The organism is Streptomyces sp. ICBB 8177 (assembly GCF_003144095.1).
In the GTDB taxonomy this organism is placed as follows: Bacteria; Actinomycetota; Actinomycetes; order Streptomycetales; family Streptomycetaceae; genus Streptantibioticus_D.
Map to the genome: position 1 here is coordinate 510,059 of NZ_NSKH01000004.1, position 15,610 is coordinate 525,668.

Here is a 15,610-nt window from a genome sequence, read left to right on the forward strand (position 1 = left end):
TGAGCGCTTTTCAGGCGGTCACTCGTACGTGGCGAGGGCGAGCCCCAGGCCGAAGAAGGTGGGTGCCCATTCCCCGACGAAGATGCCCCACCGGTCTGCGCGCTCGACGTTCTCGGCCTTAGTGCTGGTGGCCCATGACAGGACGGACAGGCCGACGGATCCGATGGCGGCCGCGTAGGCGTACTCGCTGCGGATCCCTGCGTCGTGCAACTTCTTCACTAGCATCGTTCAACCTCCGTAGGGGGTGAATCGGATGTTTCTTCCTATTTCGCCTGCCTCGGGTACCCCGAAAGACTCACTGAAACTTCGGGCGCGCACAGGAGCGTGATCCGTGAAGGCCGACGGTAAGGAGTGAGCGGACCCGGTGGGGTGAGGGCAGTCGGCCTACGGCGAGCAGCCGTGTTCGTCTTCTTGGCCGTGGTCTTCGTGGCTGGGGGTTTGCTGCTGGTGCCGTCCGGACCGGCTTGGAAGGCTGGGGCGAGGTCGGTGACGGTGCCACCGTGCGTCCCCTGGTCGCCTTGGTCGTGGGGGAGGGGCTCGCCTGCGCGCCCCCCGTCTTCAGTGCTCCCTGGTGGCGGTCGGTGTCCAAACTGAACTCGCGGAGAGCCAGTCCAGCAGCGGCATCGTCATTCGCCCCTCCTGCGCGCGCCGTTTCGCGTCGGGATCGCGCAGGTGGCCGCGGAGACTCAGGTGACTGCATCCGACGCGTGCTTCGCCATCGCGGCGAAGTCCTCGTACGGTTTGGGGTCTCCGCCGTGGCAGGGCCACCACTCGTACGCGGTCCACTCACCGTCCTCGCGAACGCTGTCCGCGTGGAGAAGCCAGTTGCCGCCACTGCCACCTTCGTCGACGGAGATGAGCAGGCACCGCCTGAGTATCGCGAGTTCCCCGGTGAAGTCCTCCAACTCCTCCCACACGTCAAGGAGGTCGGCCGCCTTCTCGGTGAACCACCCGATCTCCTCGACCTCCCGCAGGTCGAGGAGGCCGATCGAGTTCCAGCCGTTACTGACCAGCAGGAAGTTGCGGTAGGTCGGAGGAAGGCGGACTCCGAGCCGCTCCTCGGCCGCGGCGACGGCCGCCTCACTCGCCGGTTCGCGGCCGAGCCACCCGGTATCCCTGTGCGCTTCGGTGAACCATGGTGCCCTGCGTTCCTCCAGCGCAGCCCGAAACCCCTTCGACGCGAGGTGCTTGGCGCTGTGGACGCTGAGGAACTCGCGCCACTCGGGGACGGTCAGGGGGAAGTCGGGCACATGACGGAACTCCTCCGGCGATGCGTTGCACAGCCGAGCAACACGAAGCTCGCGAGCAACTCGCTGCTCGTCTCCCTGCCCCACGTCGGGCGATGTCGGACAGACCAAAGCTACGACAACCGCGCGGAGGGACGGGCCTGTTCGCACGGTGCGGTGGCGCGTGCGGCGTCGGTCCGCACAGCAAGCCTGTTGTGGTCCTGTCGGCACCCCGCTTACCTTGCGTCGACCGGCTTACGCTTGGCTCTCGGGGGCGACATGCAAGGTGATCCGACCGCGGAAGCGGCGACGGTCGCGCGGATTCGGCGGGCCGACGACGTGCTGGACATACAGCGTGCTGCCCGCAAGGGAGGCATCGAGTCAGTGCTCCGCTGGCTGGTCCGCCGCACTGGGGCCAAGATCCCCCTGATGACCCACCAGGGCACCCCAGTTCACCAACTCCAGCCTCCCCTCAGTGACGCCGAACGTGGTCTCGCGCTACGCGGTGCACGAGAGCTGGCTGAGCGGCGGAGGGGTGCCGTAGCCATCGACCAGGACGAGTTCACGTGCATCGTGCTGCCCCTCGAGGGATCACCGGGTGTCTCGGCGCCGCTCCTCGCCGCCGTGGCTCCCCGGCCGGTGCCGCCCGGGTTGCCGCTCCTGCTCGCGGATGCCACATCGGCGTTGAGCCTGAGCTGGTTGGCGGAACACCTCGGCCGGCAGCGGCTTCGGCTGAGAGCCGCCGAAGCCGGAACACGCGAGGCAGCCGTCCACTTGCTGCTGAACGGTCACACCTCCGCTGCACGCCAAGTCGCGGGGGCTTTGGGCCCGGCCCTGCCCGCGATGGTGCGGGTGTACGTCATCGAAGTCCCGCCACAGGACCGCGACCGGCGGGCCGAGGAACTGGCTGCGGCGACCGATGACGAGATGTGGATCGTGCCGTGTCCGGTCTACGCCGACCACATCTTCGTGCTCGAACCCGGTACCAGAGCCCCGACGCGCGCCTGGCCCCCACATCTGACGGCAACCTGCTGGATCGGGGAGAGCAATGCCGTGCCGCTACGGGAGACTGCCACCGGCTACGCTCAGGCGTTCCACGCCCTTGCTTCCGCACGCGCCAGCTACGAACGGCAGATCTCGTTCGCGGCCAGCCCCCACCTGACCCTGGCCATCGGGCCCGCTGTGGCGGCCTGGGCCAAAGCCTTCCTCGCGCCGATCCACGCACACACCCCTGGGCGTGCCCAGGACCCCGACGCCACGGAGCTGCTGACCACCGCCGCCTCATGGATCAGCTTCCGCTCCGGCGCGACAGCCCACCTGAAGATCCATCGCAACACCCTGAGCGCACGCCTGACATACATCCAGGACCTGCTCGGCGTGAATCTCCACCGGCTCGCTGATCAAGCCGCACTCGCGCTCGCCCTACGCGCCACCACCGCAAAGTTCCCACCGTCGCCAGAGCGCGATGCCACGGGAGTGGCCGTGACGCCCACCTTGACCGAGCTCCTGCAACTGCCCCACATCAGAGCGTGGGCCCAAGAACAACTCCGCCCACTCACCGCCCCCGACGTGCCAACCTATATCGAGGAAACCCTCACCACCTGGCTGCGCCTCGATGCGCGCATCGGCCCAACGGCGGCGGCACTCTCCATCTCGGCCTCCGCCGTCCGCAAGCGTCTGACACACAGCGAAGCACTGCTCAAACGCTCGCTCCTACGCCGCCCCAGCGCTGTCCACGACTTGTGGCTCGCACGACACGCCCTCGGCCAAATACCGTTGAGCCACTGCGTCCAGGACACAATCGGCGGCCGCGGTCTCGCCGAGACCCAGCGCCGCCTGGACCGTCTGTCTGCGACCCGGGACACCGAGTGACAGCAGCCCCGGCAGCCGCTCGCTGGAGTACGGAACCGCAGCTCCGACGCGCGAGATGACCGAAGGGACGCCGCGGGAGGCCGCGGCCGCAGTGCGCTGACCAGCCACCGCTGGGCTGCTGGTAGGGCTGAAATCGATGCCATCGGCGGCGCAGCCGACGGGAGCGCCCGACCCCCGGCTTCCGCACCCAGGCCGACTTCCCGGCTCGCTGTGCGCTGCGACACCGGAACCGTCCGCTCACGGTGCAACCGTGCACTCCACACCAGGGGTGCCGGGCCTAGCTTGGTGGCACTTGAAGTGATCTCTGGCGGCCGGCTCGCTGGGTTCGAGTTGCCGTCGGCAACGGATGGGGGATTCATGACGAAGAGGCTCCGTCGGGTCTTGATGGTGGCCGGTGCCGCTGTTGCGGCCTTAGTGGCACAGGCTGTGCCGGCGCAGGCGTCCATCTCGGAGGGGATGTACTCGAATCTCCGGGTGGTAGCCAGTGGGGCGCCGTGCTTCGCGCCTCAGTCAGGTTCGTGGGGGGCGGTCGTTCAGGCGGTCCCGTGCAACGGCAGCTCCTCCAACTGGGCAGCTGTGCGTATCAGCGCTTTCGACTCCCGTGGCGGGGCCTGGTACGTCTTCGAGTGGCTGCCCAACTACGGGTGCCTGGTGCCCAACTGGACCACCGCCGGTGCTCCGGTCGTCGTCTCCGGGCCGTGCGGCAAAGTCACCGGCGGCGACTACACCTGGTACGCGTGGCCGGAAGGCAGCGACTACGAGCTCGTCAACGGCGGTAACACCAACCTGGTCCTGGACATGAACGTCAGCACCGGTCGCCTCCAGGTATGGACGGCGAACTACGGTGCAAACCAGAAGTGGTTCGTGTCCTGAAGAAGTGCTCGTGAGAAGCGAACTGATGTAGTGGTGCACGGCGGGCAGACTGGCTCGTACCCCCCACGGCAGGGTACGGGCCAGTCCCTACGGCCGGGCGCTTCGCTGCGCTCGACTCGGCAGACGGGGCTGGCGCCGTTCGCTTCGGCCCGGGCCGACGGCGAGCACGCAGGAACTCTAGCTCCCGCCGCCCGCAGGGAACATGCGTTCTCCCAGGCGTGGGGAGCATTTGCCACGCTCTCTTGGCAGGTAACCGCAGCGCGCCGCTTACCTGGAGGCGGCCTGATGCTTGCTGCTCGTCGGGCATGCGGTTCGGGGCGGGCTGGGCGCTGTACGGGCCGTTCTCTCTCCCCCCCGGGATCTTCACAGCGCCGCTGACGCCGTTCCACCGGGGGGCAGACCCTGATGGGCTCTTCTAACACCGCATCCGCTTGAAGCGCATGGGCTTGCCTCGCATAGGGCTCACTGCCAGCCGTCGCCGACTTCCAGCTCCATCCCGGCTCGCTGCCGGTCGTGCCCGCGTCGACGCTGGCTGAACGATGGTCGATCAGCTAGCCGACACGCCGATCCCGGTCGCAGCGGCGGACTGCCCGGGCGGCCCCGTAACAGTGAGCATGCGGGAGCACCCACGGCTGCCGCATTACCGCTGTCCGTACCGGAGTCGGCGGCCACCGCGTAACGGAGCGGGAGCGGGAGCGCCAGCGAGGCTGAGGACCTTAGTCGGGGGGTGCCTCGTCGGCGAACTGGTTGCTGCGGTCGATCTCCGGCATGTGCGTCTCGGCCCAGACTCGCAGGGCGGAGAGTGGCACTTCGAGGGACAGCCCTAGCTCGGTGAGCCGGTAGTGAACGGCGGGCGGCACCGTGGGTTCCACTCGGCGCGCGACCAGACCGTCGCGGACGAGACTTCGCAGGGTGACGGACAGCATCTTCTGTGAGATGCCCGGGATACGGCGCCGCAGTTCGGCGAAGCGGAGTTCGTCGGGAGCCTTCTCGGCCAGCACCTTGACCGCCATCGACGTCCACTTGGTGCCGATGCGGTCGAGCAGTTGCCGGGTCGGGCAGCTCGGGTCCAGCAGATCACCCCGCTCACCAGGCAGCTGACTGCGATCGCCGAACCTCGATGTGGTCACTCAGGACTCACCACCTGAAGGGAAAGTGCCGTCTTGGACGGACCAGGATAGTTCTCTAGCGTGACCTGGTCACCAATCCTCACCACACCTGGAGTTTCTCCATGCCCGAGCTGCGACGCGTCCCCGTCAACGGTGTCGAACTGAACGTCGCCCTCGCCGGATCGGGGCCGGCCGTACTGCTGCTGCACGGTTTCCCGCACACCTGGGAACTGTGGACTGACGTCATGGCCGACCTGTCCGACCGCTACCGCGTCATCGCGCCGGACCTGCGCGGGTTCGGCGCGAGCAGCCCGGCCGCCTTCGGGTACGACGCGGGCACCCTGGCCGAGGACGCCGCGGCGCTTCTCACCACGCTCGGAGTGTCCTCGGCCGCGGTGGTGGGTATCGACGCGGGTGCCGCCCCGGCCTTCCTCCTCGCCCTGCGCCGCCCAGGTCTCGTCCGGCGCCTGGTCGTCATGGAGTCCCTTCTGGGCAGGCTGCCAGGCGCCGAGGAATTCCTCGCCGGGGGGCCGCCGTGGTGGTTCGGTTTTCATTCCGCCGCGCCCGGCCTCGCCGAGACCGTGTTGGAGGGCCACGAGGCCGACTACGTCGACTGGTTCCTGCGCGCCGGCACACTCGGCGACGGAGTGCGCCCCGCCCTCCGGGACGCCTTCGTCCGCGCCTACACCGGCCGCCAGGCGTTGACCCGCGCGTTCTCGTACTACCGGGCGCTGCCCGAGAGTGCGGCACAGATCGAGCAGGCGGTCGCCACCGCCCGCCTGACGGTGCCGACGATGGCGTTGGGCGCTCGGCCCGTCGGTGCTGCGTTGGAACGCCAGCTCCGCCCGATCACCGACAACCTCACCGGGCACGTCATCGAGGACTGCGGCCACATCATCCCGCTGCACCGCCCGCGCGTCCTGCTGTCGCTCCTGCATTCGTTCCTGGCCGGCGAGGACGCGAAAGCAGCGTGACCGGGGCCGGGGCTCACCTGCGATGCACGCCCTGGGCCGGCGGCTGGACGCCAGGGAAGTTCGGCAGGGGGTGAGCTGTGGCGAGCCGGGGTCTGAAAGCACTGTTCAGCTCGAACGACCCACTGCCTGATGCCGGCAAGGTGTTCACCAACCGTGAGGCCCGGTGGCAGAACGGCGCGGGCCCGCGTTCACCGAGCACCTGCGCCACGCCTCCCAGCCGGGCTTCGACCCGAATTGGAGGCGCTGCAACGCATCGCAACGCGCTGGTCTTCCTTGGCGCGGGAGGCATCGGCAAGTGCCTTGCGGCCTGCCCTGACCGGGACCGGCCGACCCCTGCCCGCGTTCGATCCGGCGCTGCGTCGCCACTGGGGGACCCTAACCCAATCCGGCCAACCGCTGGAGTACCACCTGCGCCGTTCCGGGCTGGCACCCCACTTCGACCGCGCCCTGCCCAGCAACTCCCAGCGCGCAGTGAGGCGTCGATGCCGTGTCCCATGCCGTCGGTGACGGTGATCATGAGGTGGTCGGTGCTGGTCGACCAGTCGAAGTTGTCGCCGCCGATGGCGTAGGCGGGTTCCAGGTGGGCGCCGATGGTGTATTCGTCGCGTGCGCAGCCGCGTGCGGGCAGCAGCTGCCATCGCATTTCCGCGGCCAAGGTGAGCCGTTTGCGGCGGCGGGCCTGAAGGTACACGTCGGTGTCGCGGTCGGCGGTGACCAGTTCGTGGCCCAGTGCGGTGGCGAAGTCGGCCAGGGCGATCAGCGTGTCCGGCTCTGTCGCGGTCTTCGGCAGGTGGGCTGACAGGATGCCCAGCCGGTCTCCTCGTACGGTGACCGGCAGATGGACGATTGCGGTGGCCGGATCGCTGGTGACTTCCACGACCGGGGTCTGCGCGGCGAAGGCTTTGCCGGCGGGCCCGTCGTGGGCGGAGACGGCCTGGGCGGTGTGAGGCAGGAGGGTGACCAGTTGCAGCACGGTCAGTCCGTAGTCAGCCATGAGCAATGTGACGTTCTCACTCCCGAACCGCTCTTTGAGCAGGGAGCGTGCCGCAGGCAGCAGTGCGTGCGGCGCGGATTCCCGTAGCCGGGTGTCGGCACTCTTGGCGGTCTCGGGAGTGCTCATGTCCTGTCCTTCCCGGGCCGCTCATGGCCGTTTGCCGTGAACGTGCGACCGCCATGATGTGCCCCTCTCCGGGGTATCCGAAAGGCCCGGTCCCCTTTATCCCCTCTTTCCTGGGGTCAGCGTCCGTACCAGTCGAGGCAGACGATGAGGGCGTCGTCCTCGGGGGTGAGGTCTCCGCGGTGGCCGGTCAGCTCGCGGAGCACTGCGCGGGGCATCTCGGCAGGGGGTAGCAGTCGGGTGGCGGTGATGGCGCGGGCCAGGGCGCGGTCTCCGTAGCGTTCGCCGGCGGGTGAGGCGACCGCATGCACGCCGTCGCTGACGAACACCAGCCTGTCACCCGGTTCGACGGCGAATTCCTCGGCGACGTAGTCGGTCTCTTCGAACATTCCCAGCGGGAGCTGGGCTTCGAAGGCGATGGGCTCGACGACGCCGTCACGCAGGCGCAGCATCTGGGGGGAGCCGGCGTCCACGACGCGGGCGTGTCCGGTGGCCAGCTCGAATTCGAGCAGGAGCACGGACAGGTGGGCGCGGCCGCGGTACTGGGCGTAGACGGCTTGGTCAGCCAGGCATGCCTGGTCCGCGATGGAGATGCCCGCGCGTCGGGCGTTGCGCAAGGCGTTGATCGTCAGGTTCGTCAGCAAGGCTGCCTCTATGCCTTCGCCCATGCCGTTGGTGACGGTCAGCACGAGGGTGTCGGCGGTCGACGACCAGTCGAAGTTGTCTCCGTAGATCGCGTAGGCCGGCTCCAGCTGGGCGCCCAGCGCGTATTCCTTACGCGAGGAGGCGCGCCCAGGCAGCAGCTGCCACTGCATCTCCGCGGCAAGGGTCAGTCGGTCTTTGCGCCGGGCCTGCAGGTACAGGTCCGTGTCGCGCTCGGCGACGAGCACCTCGTGGCCCAGTACCTCGGCGATGTCGGCCAGCTCGCGGACCGTGGGAGCGGGCCACTCCTCCTGCGCCGTCACGCACAGCACCCCCAGGCGGTCACCGCGCACGCTCACCGGCAGGTGAACGGTTGAACGTCCGTCGCCGAGAGGTTCGGTGAAGGGCTCTTGTGAGCCGAAGGCTCGGCCGGCGGGGGAGCTGTGGAGGGGCACTGGCTGGGTGGTGTGAGGCAGCACCGCCACGGGCTGCAGCACCGTCAAGCCGTAGTCGGCCATGAGCAGCTCCACCGACTCCGCCTGGTAGTGCTCGGTCAGTACGGAGCGGACCGCGTCGAGCAACTGGTGGGGCGCGGCCGAACGCAAGGCTCGCTCGGCGACCGTGTATCTGTTCACGATGTTGATCTATGCCATTCTCTGCGGAGACGACATCCGACCCCGCGTGCGGGGAGAGGCGGCTCGTCAATATTCAGCTTTGTCGAGTTTTGCATTGATTTGTCAATCTTGTGTGTTGCGGCCGGGCTGACAGCACACAGTTCGAAGTGTCACAGTGGGGCCGTGACCCCTCCACCGCACCCCCGGCCCGATGAGGTAGCAAAAGTTGCCTCCGTCGCGACCGAGCTGCTGGAAGTCATGTGGGGTCGGGCTTCCATCGCGCCAGTGTCCTCCTCCCAGCTGCGTGCACTGTTCATCCTGGAACATCACGAGGGCATCAACCTGCGCACCCTCGCCGATGCCCTGGGCTCCACACCGCCCGCGACGAGCCGGATGTGTGATCGTCTCCGGGCGGTCGGCTTCCTCACCCGCAGCGCCAGTCCGAACAGTCGGCGAGAACTGCAGTTGTCGTTGAGCTCTCGTGGCCACACCTTCCTGCGCGATCTGCGGATCCGCAGGGAGCAGGAGCTGGAGGCGGTCATCGCCCACATGCCCCCCTCTCAGCGGGAGGCGCTGCTGCGCGGACTCGAAGGTTTCTGCGGCACAGCCTCCTCCCTCCTGGACGCTGACGCGGACCATTCGGCAGGCGCGGACACTCGGACGGCCTGAGCGCCTCCCGGACCGCGGCGGGCCGAGCCGCCTCGCCGGGGGTCCCGCATCCTGCGCGCCCCCTTGTAGGGCCTTCGTTGCCGATGTCTTGTTGGCGGGCCCAAGGTTGTTGCTTCTACGTCACTGTTGTCAAACGACAACTGTATGGCAATGAGAGGCAGTTTTCTCCCGACTCGCCCCAGTTCGGACCGGCAAGACAGTCAAGTGCGAGAACGCGAGCGCCGAGACGGTGCTGGGAGGGGCGACGCGCCGCCTGCCTCCAAGTGCCAGGTTCCTGCGGGGGAGAGGCAGGAAAGGATGGGTGGTGAGGCCTTGCCCCGGCCCGCTACAGTTGCCGTGTTGCAATAGTTGCCGGTAGGCAATCCGGCCTGACGCGCAGGTGCCTAGGTGACGGGCGCATGTGGTGCAAGGAGACATCCGTGGCGCACGAGACGAAGCAGGAACAGCAGGCGGCGCAGCTCGCTGGGGCGTTTCTTTCCCAGCGATCTGAGCAGGTGGCGCAGCGATGGGCCGAGCTGCCGCTGTTCCGTGCGATCTTCACCGTGGCGCGGGATGAGGCGGTGGAGGCGTGCCGTGCCGTGGCCGAGGCATTGGCGGATGTCGCCGCGTCGGGGCGGGTGGAGGACCTGGAGGCGCCGGGCTTCGAGAGGGTGCGTGAGCGGCTGGCCCGGATGGCCGCGGCACGGATTCGGGCTGGGCAGTCCGCGGGGCAGGTGGCGAACGAGGTCGCTTCGCTGAAGCGGTCGGTGCTGGAGCTGTTCGCGTCCGAGCCGCTGGAGGCAGCAGAGCCCGAGCGGGCCGGCGTCGAGCTGGCCTTGGTAGAGCTGTTCGCAACACTGCGGTTGGTGGTGATGGAGACCACGCTCACCGCCGGACAGGATGTGATCGCCCGGCAGCGTCAGCAGCTGATGGAGATGGCGACACCGGTGGTGCAGTTGTGGGACCGGGTGGTAGCCGTGCCGCTGATCGGGACCCTGGACAGCGCCCGCAGCCAGGTCGTCATGGAGAACTTGCTGGAAGCGATCGTCGCGCACCGGGCAGCCGTGGCGATCTTGGACATCACCGGTGTACCCACGGTGGATTCCCTCGTCGCCCAGCACCTGATGAAGACAGTGGCAGCGGCCCGGCTGATGGGAGCGGAATGCATCGTCTCCGGTGTGCGCCCAGCCATCGCCCAGACCATCGTTCAGCTGGGTATCGATCTGGGCTCCGTCGTCACCCGAGCCTCCCTGGCCGACGCGCTGGCGCTGGCGCTCAGTCGCCTCGGCGTCTCCGTTCCCGCCACCCCCGCAGTCGCAGGCTGAGGCGGGAGACGCAACGAATGCTCGTGGGCCCCACCCCCGTCCTTACCGTAGGCGACATCCTCCTGGTGTGTGTCGGCGACGACCTGGGCGACGACGCCGCCCTCGCCCTGCAGGAAGACATCGCCGCCGCCATCGAGAAGCGCAGCGTGCGTGCCGTCGTCATCGATGTCTCCAGCGTAGGCATGGTCGATTCCTTCCTCGGCCGCATCCTCGCCGAGATCGCCGCTTGTGCCCACCTGCTGGCCGCGCAGGCCATCGTGGTCGGCATGCGCCCGGCGGTCGCCATCACCTTGGTGGAGCTCGGGCTGACGCTGCCCGGCCTGCGTACCGCGCTCGACGTCGGCGAGGCCTTCGCCACCCTCGGCGTCGTGTTCCCCCCCATCGGCAACCGGGCCGAGGCCGGGGGCCCGTGATGAGCGCCCCGAGCGACATGGACATCCAGGTACCCATCACCTCTGACGCCGACCTGGCCCGAGTGCGGCAACAGGTGCGCGAAGCCGCGGTGAAAGCGGGCTTCGGCCTGGTCCAGCAGACGAAGGTCGTCACCGCGGCCAGCGAACTGGCCCGCAACACCCTGGTGCACGGCGGGGGCGGCCGGATGGAGATGAGCGAACGGCCAGGACTCGGCGGCGCCGTGGAGTTGCGCCTGCGCTTTTGCGACGACGGGCCCGGTATCGCCAACGTCGAGCAGGCCCTTACCGACGGGTGGACCAGCGGCAACGGCATGGGTCTCGGCCTGGGCGGGGCGCGCCGCCTGGTGCACGAATTCTCCCTTGAGACCACACCCGGGCGCGGCACGACCGTGACCATCAGCGCCTGGTCGACGCCCACCCCGCCTCCGCAGGGAGCTGGCTGGTGACGGGCGTGTGGCACGTTCCTGTCCACGACTCGACGCGCATCCGTGACGCGCGGGTGGCGGCGGAGTGCGCCGCGGCCGCAGCAGCGCTGGGCGAGGCCCGCACCGCCTCCGCCGCCCTCGTGGCCACCGAGCTGGCCACCAACGTCCTCAAGCACGGCGGGGGCGGCCAGGTCCTGATCGAGGTCGTCCCGCACACGCAGTCCGGCGGACCAGCGGACACGATCCAGATACTCGCCCTCGATCACGGGCCCGGCATCGCCGACCCCCATGCCGCGTTCCGGGACGGCTATTCCACCGCCGCGTCCCTCGGCGTGGGCCTGGGCGCCTGCCTGCGCGCCGCCACCGCCTTCGACCTGCACAGCCGACCCGGGCACGGCACCATCGCCCTGGCCCGCGTCGGCCCCCAGCGACCCGCACATGCCGACCAAGGCGGGGCCTTGACAGTGCGCGCCGCGGGCGTGCACCTGTCGTTGGACGCCGCCCCACAGAGCGGCGACGCCTTCACCCACGTCACCGTGGATCAGAAAATCACCATGATGGTGGCGGACGGCCTCGGCCACGGCTCGCGCGCCGCCCAAGCATCCGACGCCGCCGTGGCCTGCGTTCACCAGCACCCCGACACGCCGCCTTCCCAGCTGCTGCCCATCCTCGACACCGCCCTGCGGGGCACGCGCGGCGCCGCAATCGCCCTCGCACAAGTCGACCTGCACACCGGCACCCTGACCTTCGCCGGCACCGGCAACATCGGAGCCCGCCTACGCACAGGCCCCCGGTGGGACCATCTCCTGTCACGGCCCGGGATCATCGGCGCCTACCAGCACGCCACCACACCCCCCCTCCAGCGACGCCCCTGGGGCCCCGACTCCATGCTCGTCCTGCACAGCGACGGTGTGCCGAGCCGCTGGCAGTACCCCGACGACCCCGGACTCCCACAACACGACCCCGCCGTCATCGCCGCCGCGATCCTGCGAGACGCACTCAACCCGGCCACTCCGCTCCGCGACGACACCACCATCGCCGTCCTCACCAACAACCCGCACCGCCCCCATGGAGCGCAACCGTGAGCACCGAAGTGTTCACCCGGCGCATCGCCACCCCTGTGGATGTCGCCACAGCTCGCCTGCGGACAGCGCGCCTGCTGGCCGCCGCAAAGCTCCCCCCGGCCGAACGCCTACGGCTACTCACCAGCGTCTCGCAGCGCCTACGCGAAGAAGTACTGTCCGGTCGCTCGGCCAGGCTGCGCCTTCGCCTCATCACCGATCCGCATCCAGCAGTGCACGCCGAGGTCGCCACCGACGACAGTCGCGCCGTGCCACTCTGGCAGACCCGCGCGGACTTGCCGCACGACACCGCCCTCCCCGTCGCTGCCGCTGCGGCCCGCAAGGGCAACACGAGTCTGCTGGAGCTTGCCGAGGGCCTGCTCGATGCCGACAGCGATGTCCAGGCTGTCTTGGACCTGCTGGACGAACACCAGGAACTCGTCGCCTTCTACCGCGACGAACTGCAGCAAACCAACCGCGGACTCCTCGCCCTGCACGCGGAACTCGACGCCGCCGTACAAGCCCGGCAAGACCTCCTGGTAGCCGAACAAAAAGCTCGTGCGGCAGCCGAAGCCGCACGCAACCGCCTGACCTTCCTGTCCACCGCCAGCGCCTCCCTGACCACGTCACTCGACCACGACGACGTGGTGGACCGCCTCACCGCACTCCTGGTGCCCGCACAAGCCAGCAGCGCCCTCGTCTGGCTACTCGACGAACGCGACCGCCTTACCCCAGCAGGCAGCACCCGCAACCCCCCAAAGTCGTCTCCGTCCCGTCCCATCACCGCTGCGGCCCGCACAGGACTGCCCCACTACGCCGCACCGCACCCGGCCCCCTACGACAGCGTCACCTATCTGCCGACGCCCCCCGGGGCAGGAGCCCGCAACCCGGCTCCCGTACTCGCTCTGCCCCTGACCACGCCGCATGCCACCCTCGGCACGCTCGCCCTCACCGCACCATCCAGCGGCTTCGAGGCCGACGACGTCGTCATGCTCATAGAACTCGCCCGCCGAGCCGCCACCGCCATCGACAACGCCCTGCGCTACCAGCACGAGCGCAACATTGCCGAGACCCTCCAACGCGCCATGCTCACCGACCTGCCCTCCCACAAGTCACTGAGCATGGCCGCCCGTTACCTCCCCGCCGGCGGCATGAACATCGGCGGAGACTGGTACGACGCCTTCACCCTCCCCGACGGCACCCTCATCGGCGCCATCGGCGACGTCACCGGCCACGGAATGCACGCCGCCATCATGATGGGCCAACTACGCAACGCTCTACGCGCCTACGCCCTCGAAGGCCACAGCCCCGGGGCCCTGCTCACCCGCCTGCACCAACTGCTCCGCCAACTCGAACCCGACCTGTACGCCACCGCCGTCATCATCCGTGTCGAGCCCGACCAACGACACTTCACCTGGGCCAGCGCCGGACACCCCCCGTCCCTCCTACGCGAAGCAGACGGACAGGTCCACCGCCTCGACGCCCCCGCCGGCCCCATGCTCGGCCTGCCGATCGACAAGACCTTCCCCGAGCACCAACGCCCCTTCCCGCCCGGCTCCGCAGTCCTCCTCTACACCGACGGCCTCGTCGAACGCCGCACCACCGGCATCGACCCTGGCATCGACCAACTAGCCAGCAACCTCTCAAGCCTCGGACACCTCGTACACGACGACCTCGACACCGCCGCCGAAACCATCCTCGAGCGCATGCTCGCCAACTACCGCCGCGAGGACGACGTCTGCCTCCTGCTCTGCCACGCCGACCGCCTCGGGCTCACCGGCACGCAGCCGGAACTCAACAAGGCGGCTGGCACGCTGCGGTGAGCCGGCCGATCACGTGCTCGGAGGCTCCCGGGGAAGGCTGAGTGCCAGGGTCCACCTGACTGCGGACGACTCCCTAGCTTTGCGCCGTCACCGCTGGCCAGGCCAGTGATGCGCCTGCCTTCGAGACGGTGATCTCTCGCATTCGTGTGCCTCGCATCGGCTCGGCCAGGCCGCGTCGAGCGGTGCATCAACCGCCTGAAGCAGTGGCACGGCCTGGCCGCACGCACCATGGCGCACCAGGGCTCAACCCACCTTGCGAGGAGCCACATCTGGCCTCGGCGCTGACCTGGAGAAAGAACCCAGGCCGGCACGACAGCGCAAGTTCGATGCTCTGTCGGACTGCTTTCCCTGCCGAGGGGCAGACGCTGCGTCAGGCGCTCTGCGAGCGGTAAACCCGGAAAGCGGGAGGATCAGCGTGAACGTCCAGCACAAGTACGGTTGTTCGGCGTTGCGGCGGACGGCATTGCTGAGTACCAGCATCATGTTGGCGAGCGGCGCACTCACCGGCTGCGGTGCGTCCCATTCCCATGACGGCACGAAGCAGTCCGCGTCCGGGGCTGCTGATGCCAGCCCTGCGGCCGCCGTCGAAACGGCTCGGGCCGCGACAGCTAACGCGAAGTCGGCCCGGCTCACCCTGCAAGAAACGGTCCGGACGGACGGCAAGACCCAGACGGTGCAGGGCAGCGGCCTCACGAAGGTGGGTAACAGCAGCCGTTCCGACGGCCAATTCACGTTGAGCACGGCGGGCCAAGCAGTGCAGATGCGGGTGCTCGGCACGACCCTCTACGAAAAGCTTCCCGCCACGGCCGCGACCCGGCAGCTCAGCGACGGCAAGCCGTGGATCAGCGTGAACACCACCAAAATCCGGCACTCGACGGCGGACACACAAAACCAGGCACCCAACGCTGCCCAGCAACTCGCCTACTTGCGCAACCCACAGCAGGCCACCAGAGTGGGCACTGACACCATCGACGGTGTACCGACCACGCACTACCGGTTGATCCTCTCTCCCTCCCAGATCGCGGACGGGACAGCCAAGACCCAGGTAGTCGGGAAGGTTCCCGTGGACGTGTGGATCGACACCTCCCACCGGGTGCGCCAAGAGACCATCTCCATGACCGTCCAACCTGCTGCCTCCCCTTCGGCGCCGTCCAACGGCACCGCGCCCGGCCAAGGCCAGCAAGTGCAAGTAGCGATGACGATGCGACTGGATGACTTCGGTACACCCGTACATGTGACAGCGCCGCCGAGTACACAGGTCACCGATGCCACAGCGAAGATAGTCCAGGCGATGGGCGGACAATCTGCCTGACGACCGAATTCCCCCTGACACGGCTTGACCGATCTGTGAGGCGCCAGTCCCCTGTCAGGTGAGTAGTAACACCCCCTTAGGGAGTGTCAACTTAACGGCTGATCTTGTTTGTTGAGGTGGTCAGCGGTTGCTTGGGGTCAGTCGGCCGTCGAAGGCGATCTGGAAGGCGTTCAGCG

The 15,610-nt window shown here is 68.6% G+C and carries 15 protein-coding genes and 1 pseudogene; 11 read left to right on the top strand and 5 right to left on the bottom strand.

Features of this window, described 5'->3' with window-relative positions:
- Positions 1-18: 18 nt before the first annotated feature.
- Together CK485_RS07970 and CK485_RS07975 are read right to left on the bottom strand one after the other, a co-directional pair.
- Positions 19-225, bottom strand: a complete 207-nt coding sequence (locus tag CK485_RS07970; protein WP_109448416.1) for a hypothetical protein — start codon at positions 223-225, stop codon at positions 19-21.
- 461 nt (positions 226-686) lie between these two features.
- Positions 687-1,334 (bottom strand): SMI1/KNR4 family protein, encoded by a 648-nt coding sequence (locus tag CK485_RS07975; RefSeq protein WP_241968209.1) that lies wholly within the window; start codon positions 1,332-1,334, stop codon positions 687-689.
- A gap of 171 nt (positions 1,335-1,505) precedes the next feature.
- Between CK485_RS07975 and CK485_RS07980 the strand changes: the two genes are divergently transcribed.
- Both CK485_RS07980 and CK485_RS07985 read left to right on the top strand, forming a co-directional pair.
- Complete coding sequence (locus CK485_RS07980; protein WP_109448558.1) at positions 1,506-3,098, top strand: helix-turn-helix domain-containing protein; 1,593 nt, start codon at positions 1,506-1,508, stop codon at positions 3,096-3,098.
- Between the two features lie 576 nt (positions 3,099-3,674).
- Entirely contained in the window at positions 3,675-3,971 is a 297-nt protein-coding gene (locus tag CK485_RS07985; RefSeq protein ID WP_109448420.1) for an RICIN domain-containing protein, read from the top strand.
- Positions 3,972-4,687: 716 nt separating this feature from the next.
- Here CK485_RS07985 and CK485_RS07990 read toward each other — a convergent pair.
- A complete protein-coding gene (locus CK485_RS07990) occupies positions 4,688-5,101 on the bottom strand; it encodes a helix-turn-helix domain-containing protein (protein WP_109448422.1) in 414 nt (137 codons plus the stop codon).
- A 101-nt stretch (positions 5,102-5,202) separates the two neighbouring features.
- Here CK485_RS07990 and CK485_RS07995 point away from each other — a divergent pair, with 101 nt between their 5' ends.
- Positions 5,203-6,054, top strand: a complete 852-nt coding sequence (locus tag CK485_RS07995) for an alpha/beta hydrolase (RefSeq protein ID WP_109448424.1) — start codon at positions 5,203-5,205, stop codon at positions 6,052-6,054.
- Between the two features lie 13 nt (positions 6,055-6,067).
- On the opposite strand, the gene CK485_RS28985 is transcribed toward CK485_RS07995, so the two are convergent.
- Together CK485_RS28985 and CK485_RS08005 are read right to left on the bottom strand one after the other, a co-directional pair.
- On the bottom strand, positions 6,068-7,174 hold the full coding sequence (locus tag CK485_RS28985) for a hypothetical protein (protein ID WP_199239272.1): 1,107 nt from the start codon (positions 7,172-7,174) through the stop codon (positions 6,068-6,070).
- A gap of 116 nt (positions 7,175-7,290) precedes the next feature.
- Positions 7,291-8,448, bottom strand: coding sequence for a PP2C family protein-serine/threonine phosphatase (locus CK485_RS08005; RefSeq protein ID WP_109448426.1), 1,158 nt, complete (start codon positions 8,446-8,448; stop codon positions 7,291-7,293).
- 162 nt (positions 8,449-8,610) lie between these two features.
- On the opposite strand from CK485_RS08005, the gene CK485_RS08010 reads away from it, so the two are divergent.
- The 8 genes and pseudogenes from CK485_RS08010 to CK485_RS08045 all read left to right on the top strand — a co-directional run bounded on the left by CK485_RS08010 (position 8,611) and on the right by CK485_RS08045 (position 15,434).
- The gene (locus tag CK485_RS08010) at positions 8,611-9,096 is read left to right on the top strand and encodes a MarR family transcriptional regulator (RefSeq protein ID WP_241968210.1); all 486 of its coding nucleotides are present in this window, start codon (positions 8,611-8,613) and stop codon (positions 9,094-9,096) included.
- Positions 9,097-9,494: 398 nt separating this feature from the next.
- Complete coding sequence (locus tag CK485_RS08015; RefSeq protein WP_109448430.1) at positions 9,495-10,400, top strand: STAS domain-containing protein; 906 nt, start codon at positions 9,495-9,497, stop codon at positions 10,398-10,400.
- A gap of 17 nt (positions 10,401-10,417) precedes the next feature.
- Positions 10,418-10,813 carry an STAS domain-containing protein gene (locus CK485_RS08020; protein ID WP_109448432.1) on the top strand — a complete coding sequence of 132 codons (396 nt, stop codon included), beginning with the start codon at positions 10,418-10,420 and terminating at the stop codon, positions 10,811-10,813.
- Positions 10,813-11,259 (top strand): anti-sigma regulatory factor, encoded by a 447-nt coding sequence (locus CK485_RS08025; RefSeq protein WP_109448560.1) that lies wholly within the window; start codon positions 10,813-10,815, stop codon positions 11,257-11,259. Before CK485_RS08020 ends, CK485_RS08025 begins: the two co-directional genes overlap by 1 nt.
- Entirely contained in the window at positions 11,256-12,323 is a 1,068-nt protein-coding gene (locus tag CK485_RS08030) for an ATP-binding SpoIIE family protein phosphatase (protein ID WP_109448434.1), read from the top strand. The genes CK485_RS08025 and CK485_RS08030 overlap by 4 nt, the downstream gene beginning before the upstream one ends.
- Positions 12,320-14,122, top strand: coding sequence for a SpoIIE family protein phosphatase (locus CK485_RS08035; protein WP_241968211.1), 1,803 nt, complete (start codon positions 12,320-12,322; stop codon positions 14,120-14,122). Before CK485_RS08030 ends, CK485_RS08035 begins: the two co-directional genes overlap by 4 nt.
- Positions 14,121-14,407: pseudogene (locus CK485_RS28990) on the top strand (hypothetical protein); the annotation flags it as partial. The gene CK485_RS08035 and the pseudogene CK485_RS28990, both read left to right, overlap by 2 nt.
- Positions 14,408-14,537: 130 nt before the next feature.
- Positions 14,538-15,434: a hypothetical protein gene (locus tag CK485_RS08045; RefSeq protein ID WP_109448436.1), complete on the top strand. Its 897-nt coding sequence runs from the start codon at positions 14,538-14,540 to the stop codon at positions 15,432-15,434.
- Positions 15,435-15,610 lie beyond the last annotated feature (176 nt).

Coding starts and splice junctions, on each gene's coding strand:
- CK485_RS07970 (WP_109448416.1), bottom strand. CDS start 225: ATGCTAGTGAAGAAGTTGCACGACGCAGGGATCCGCAGCGAGTACGCC.
- CK485_RS08025 (WP_109448560.1), top strand. CDS start 10,813: ATGAGCGCCCCGAGCGACATGGACATCCAGGTACCCATCACCTCTGAC.
- CK485_RS28985 (WP_199239272.1), bottom strand. CDS start 7,174: ATGAGCACTCCCGAGACCGCCAAGAGTGCCGACACCCGGCTACGGGAA.
- CK485_RS07995 (WP_109448424.1), top strand. CDS start 5,203: ATGCCCGAGCTGCGACGCGTCCCCGTCAACGGTGTCGAACTGAACGTC.
- CK485_RS08015 (WP_109448430.1), top strand. CDS start 9,495: ATGTGGTGCAAGGAGACATCCGTGGCGCACGAGACGAAGCAGGAACAG.
- CK485_RS08020 (WP_109448432.1), top strand. CDS start 10,418: ATGCTCGTGGGCCCCACCCCCGTCCTTACCGTAGGCGACATCCTCCTG.
- CK485_RS07980 (WP_109448558.1), top strand. CDS start 1,506: ATGCAAGGTGATCCGACCGCGGAAGCGGCGACGGTCGCGCGGATTCGG.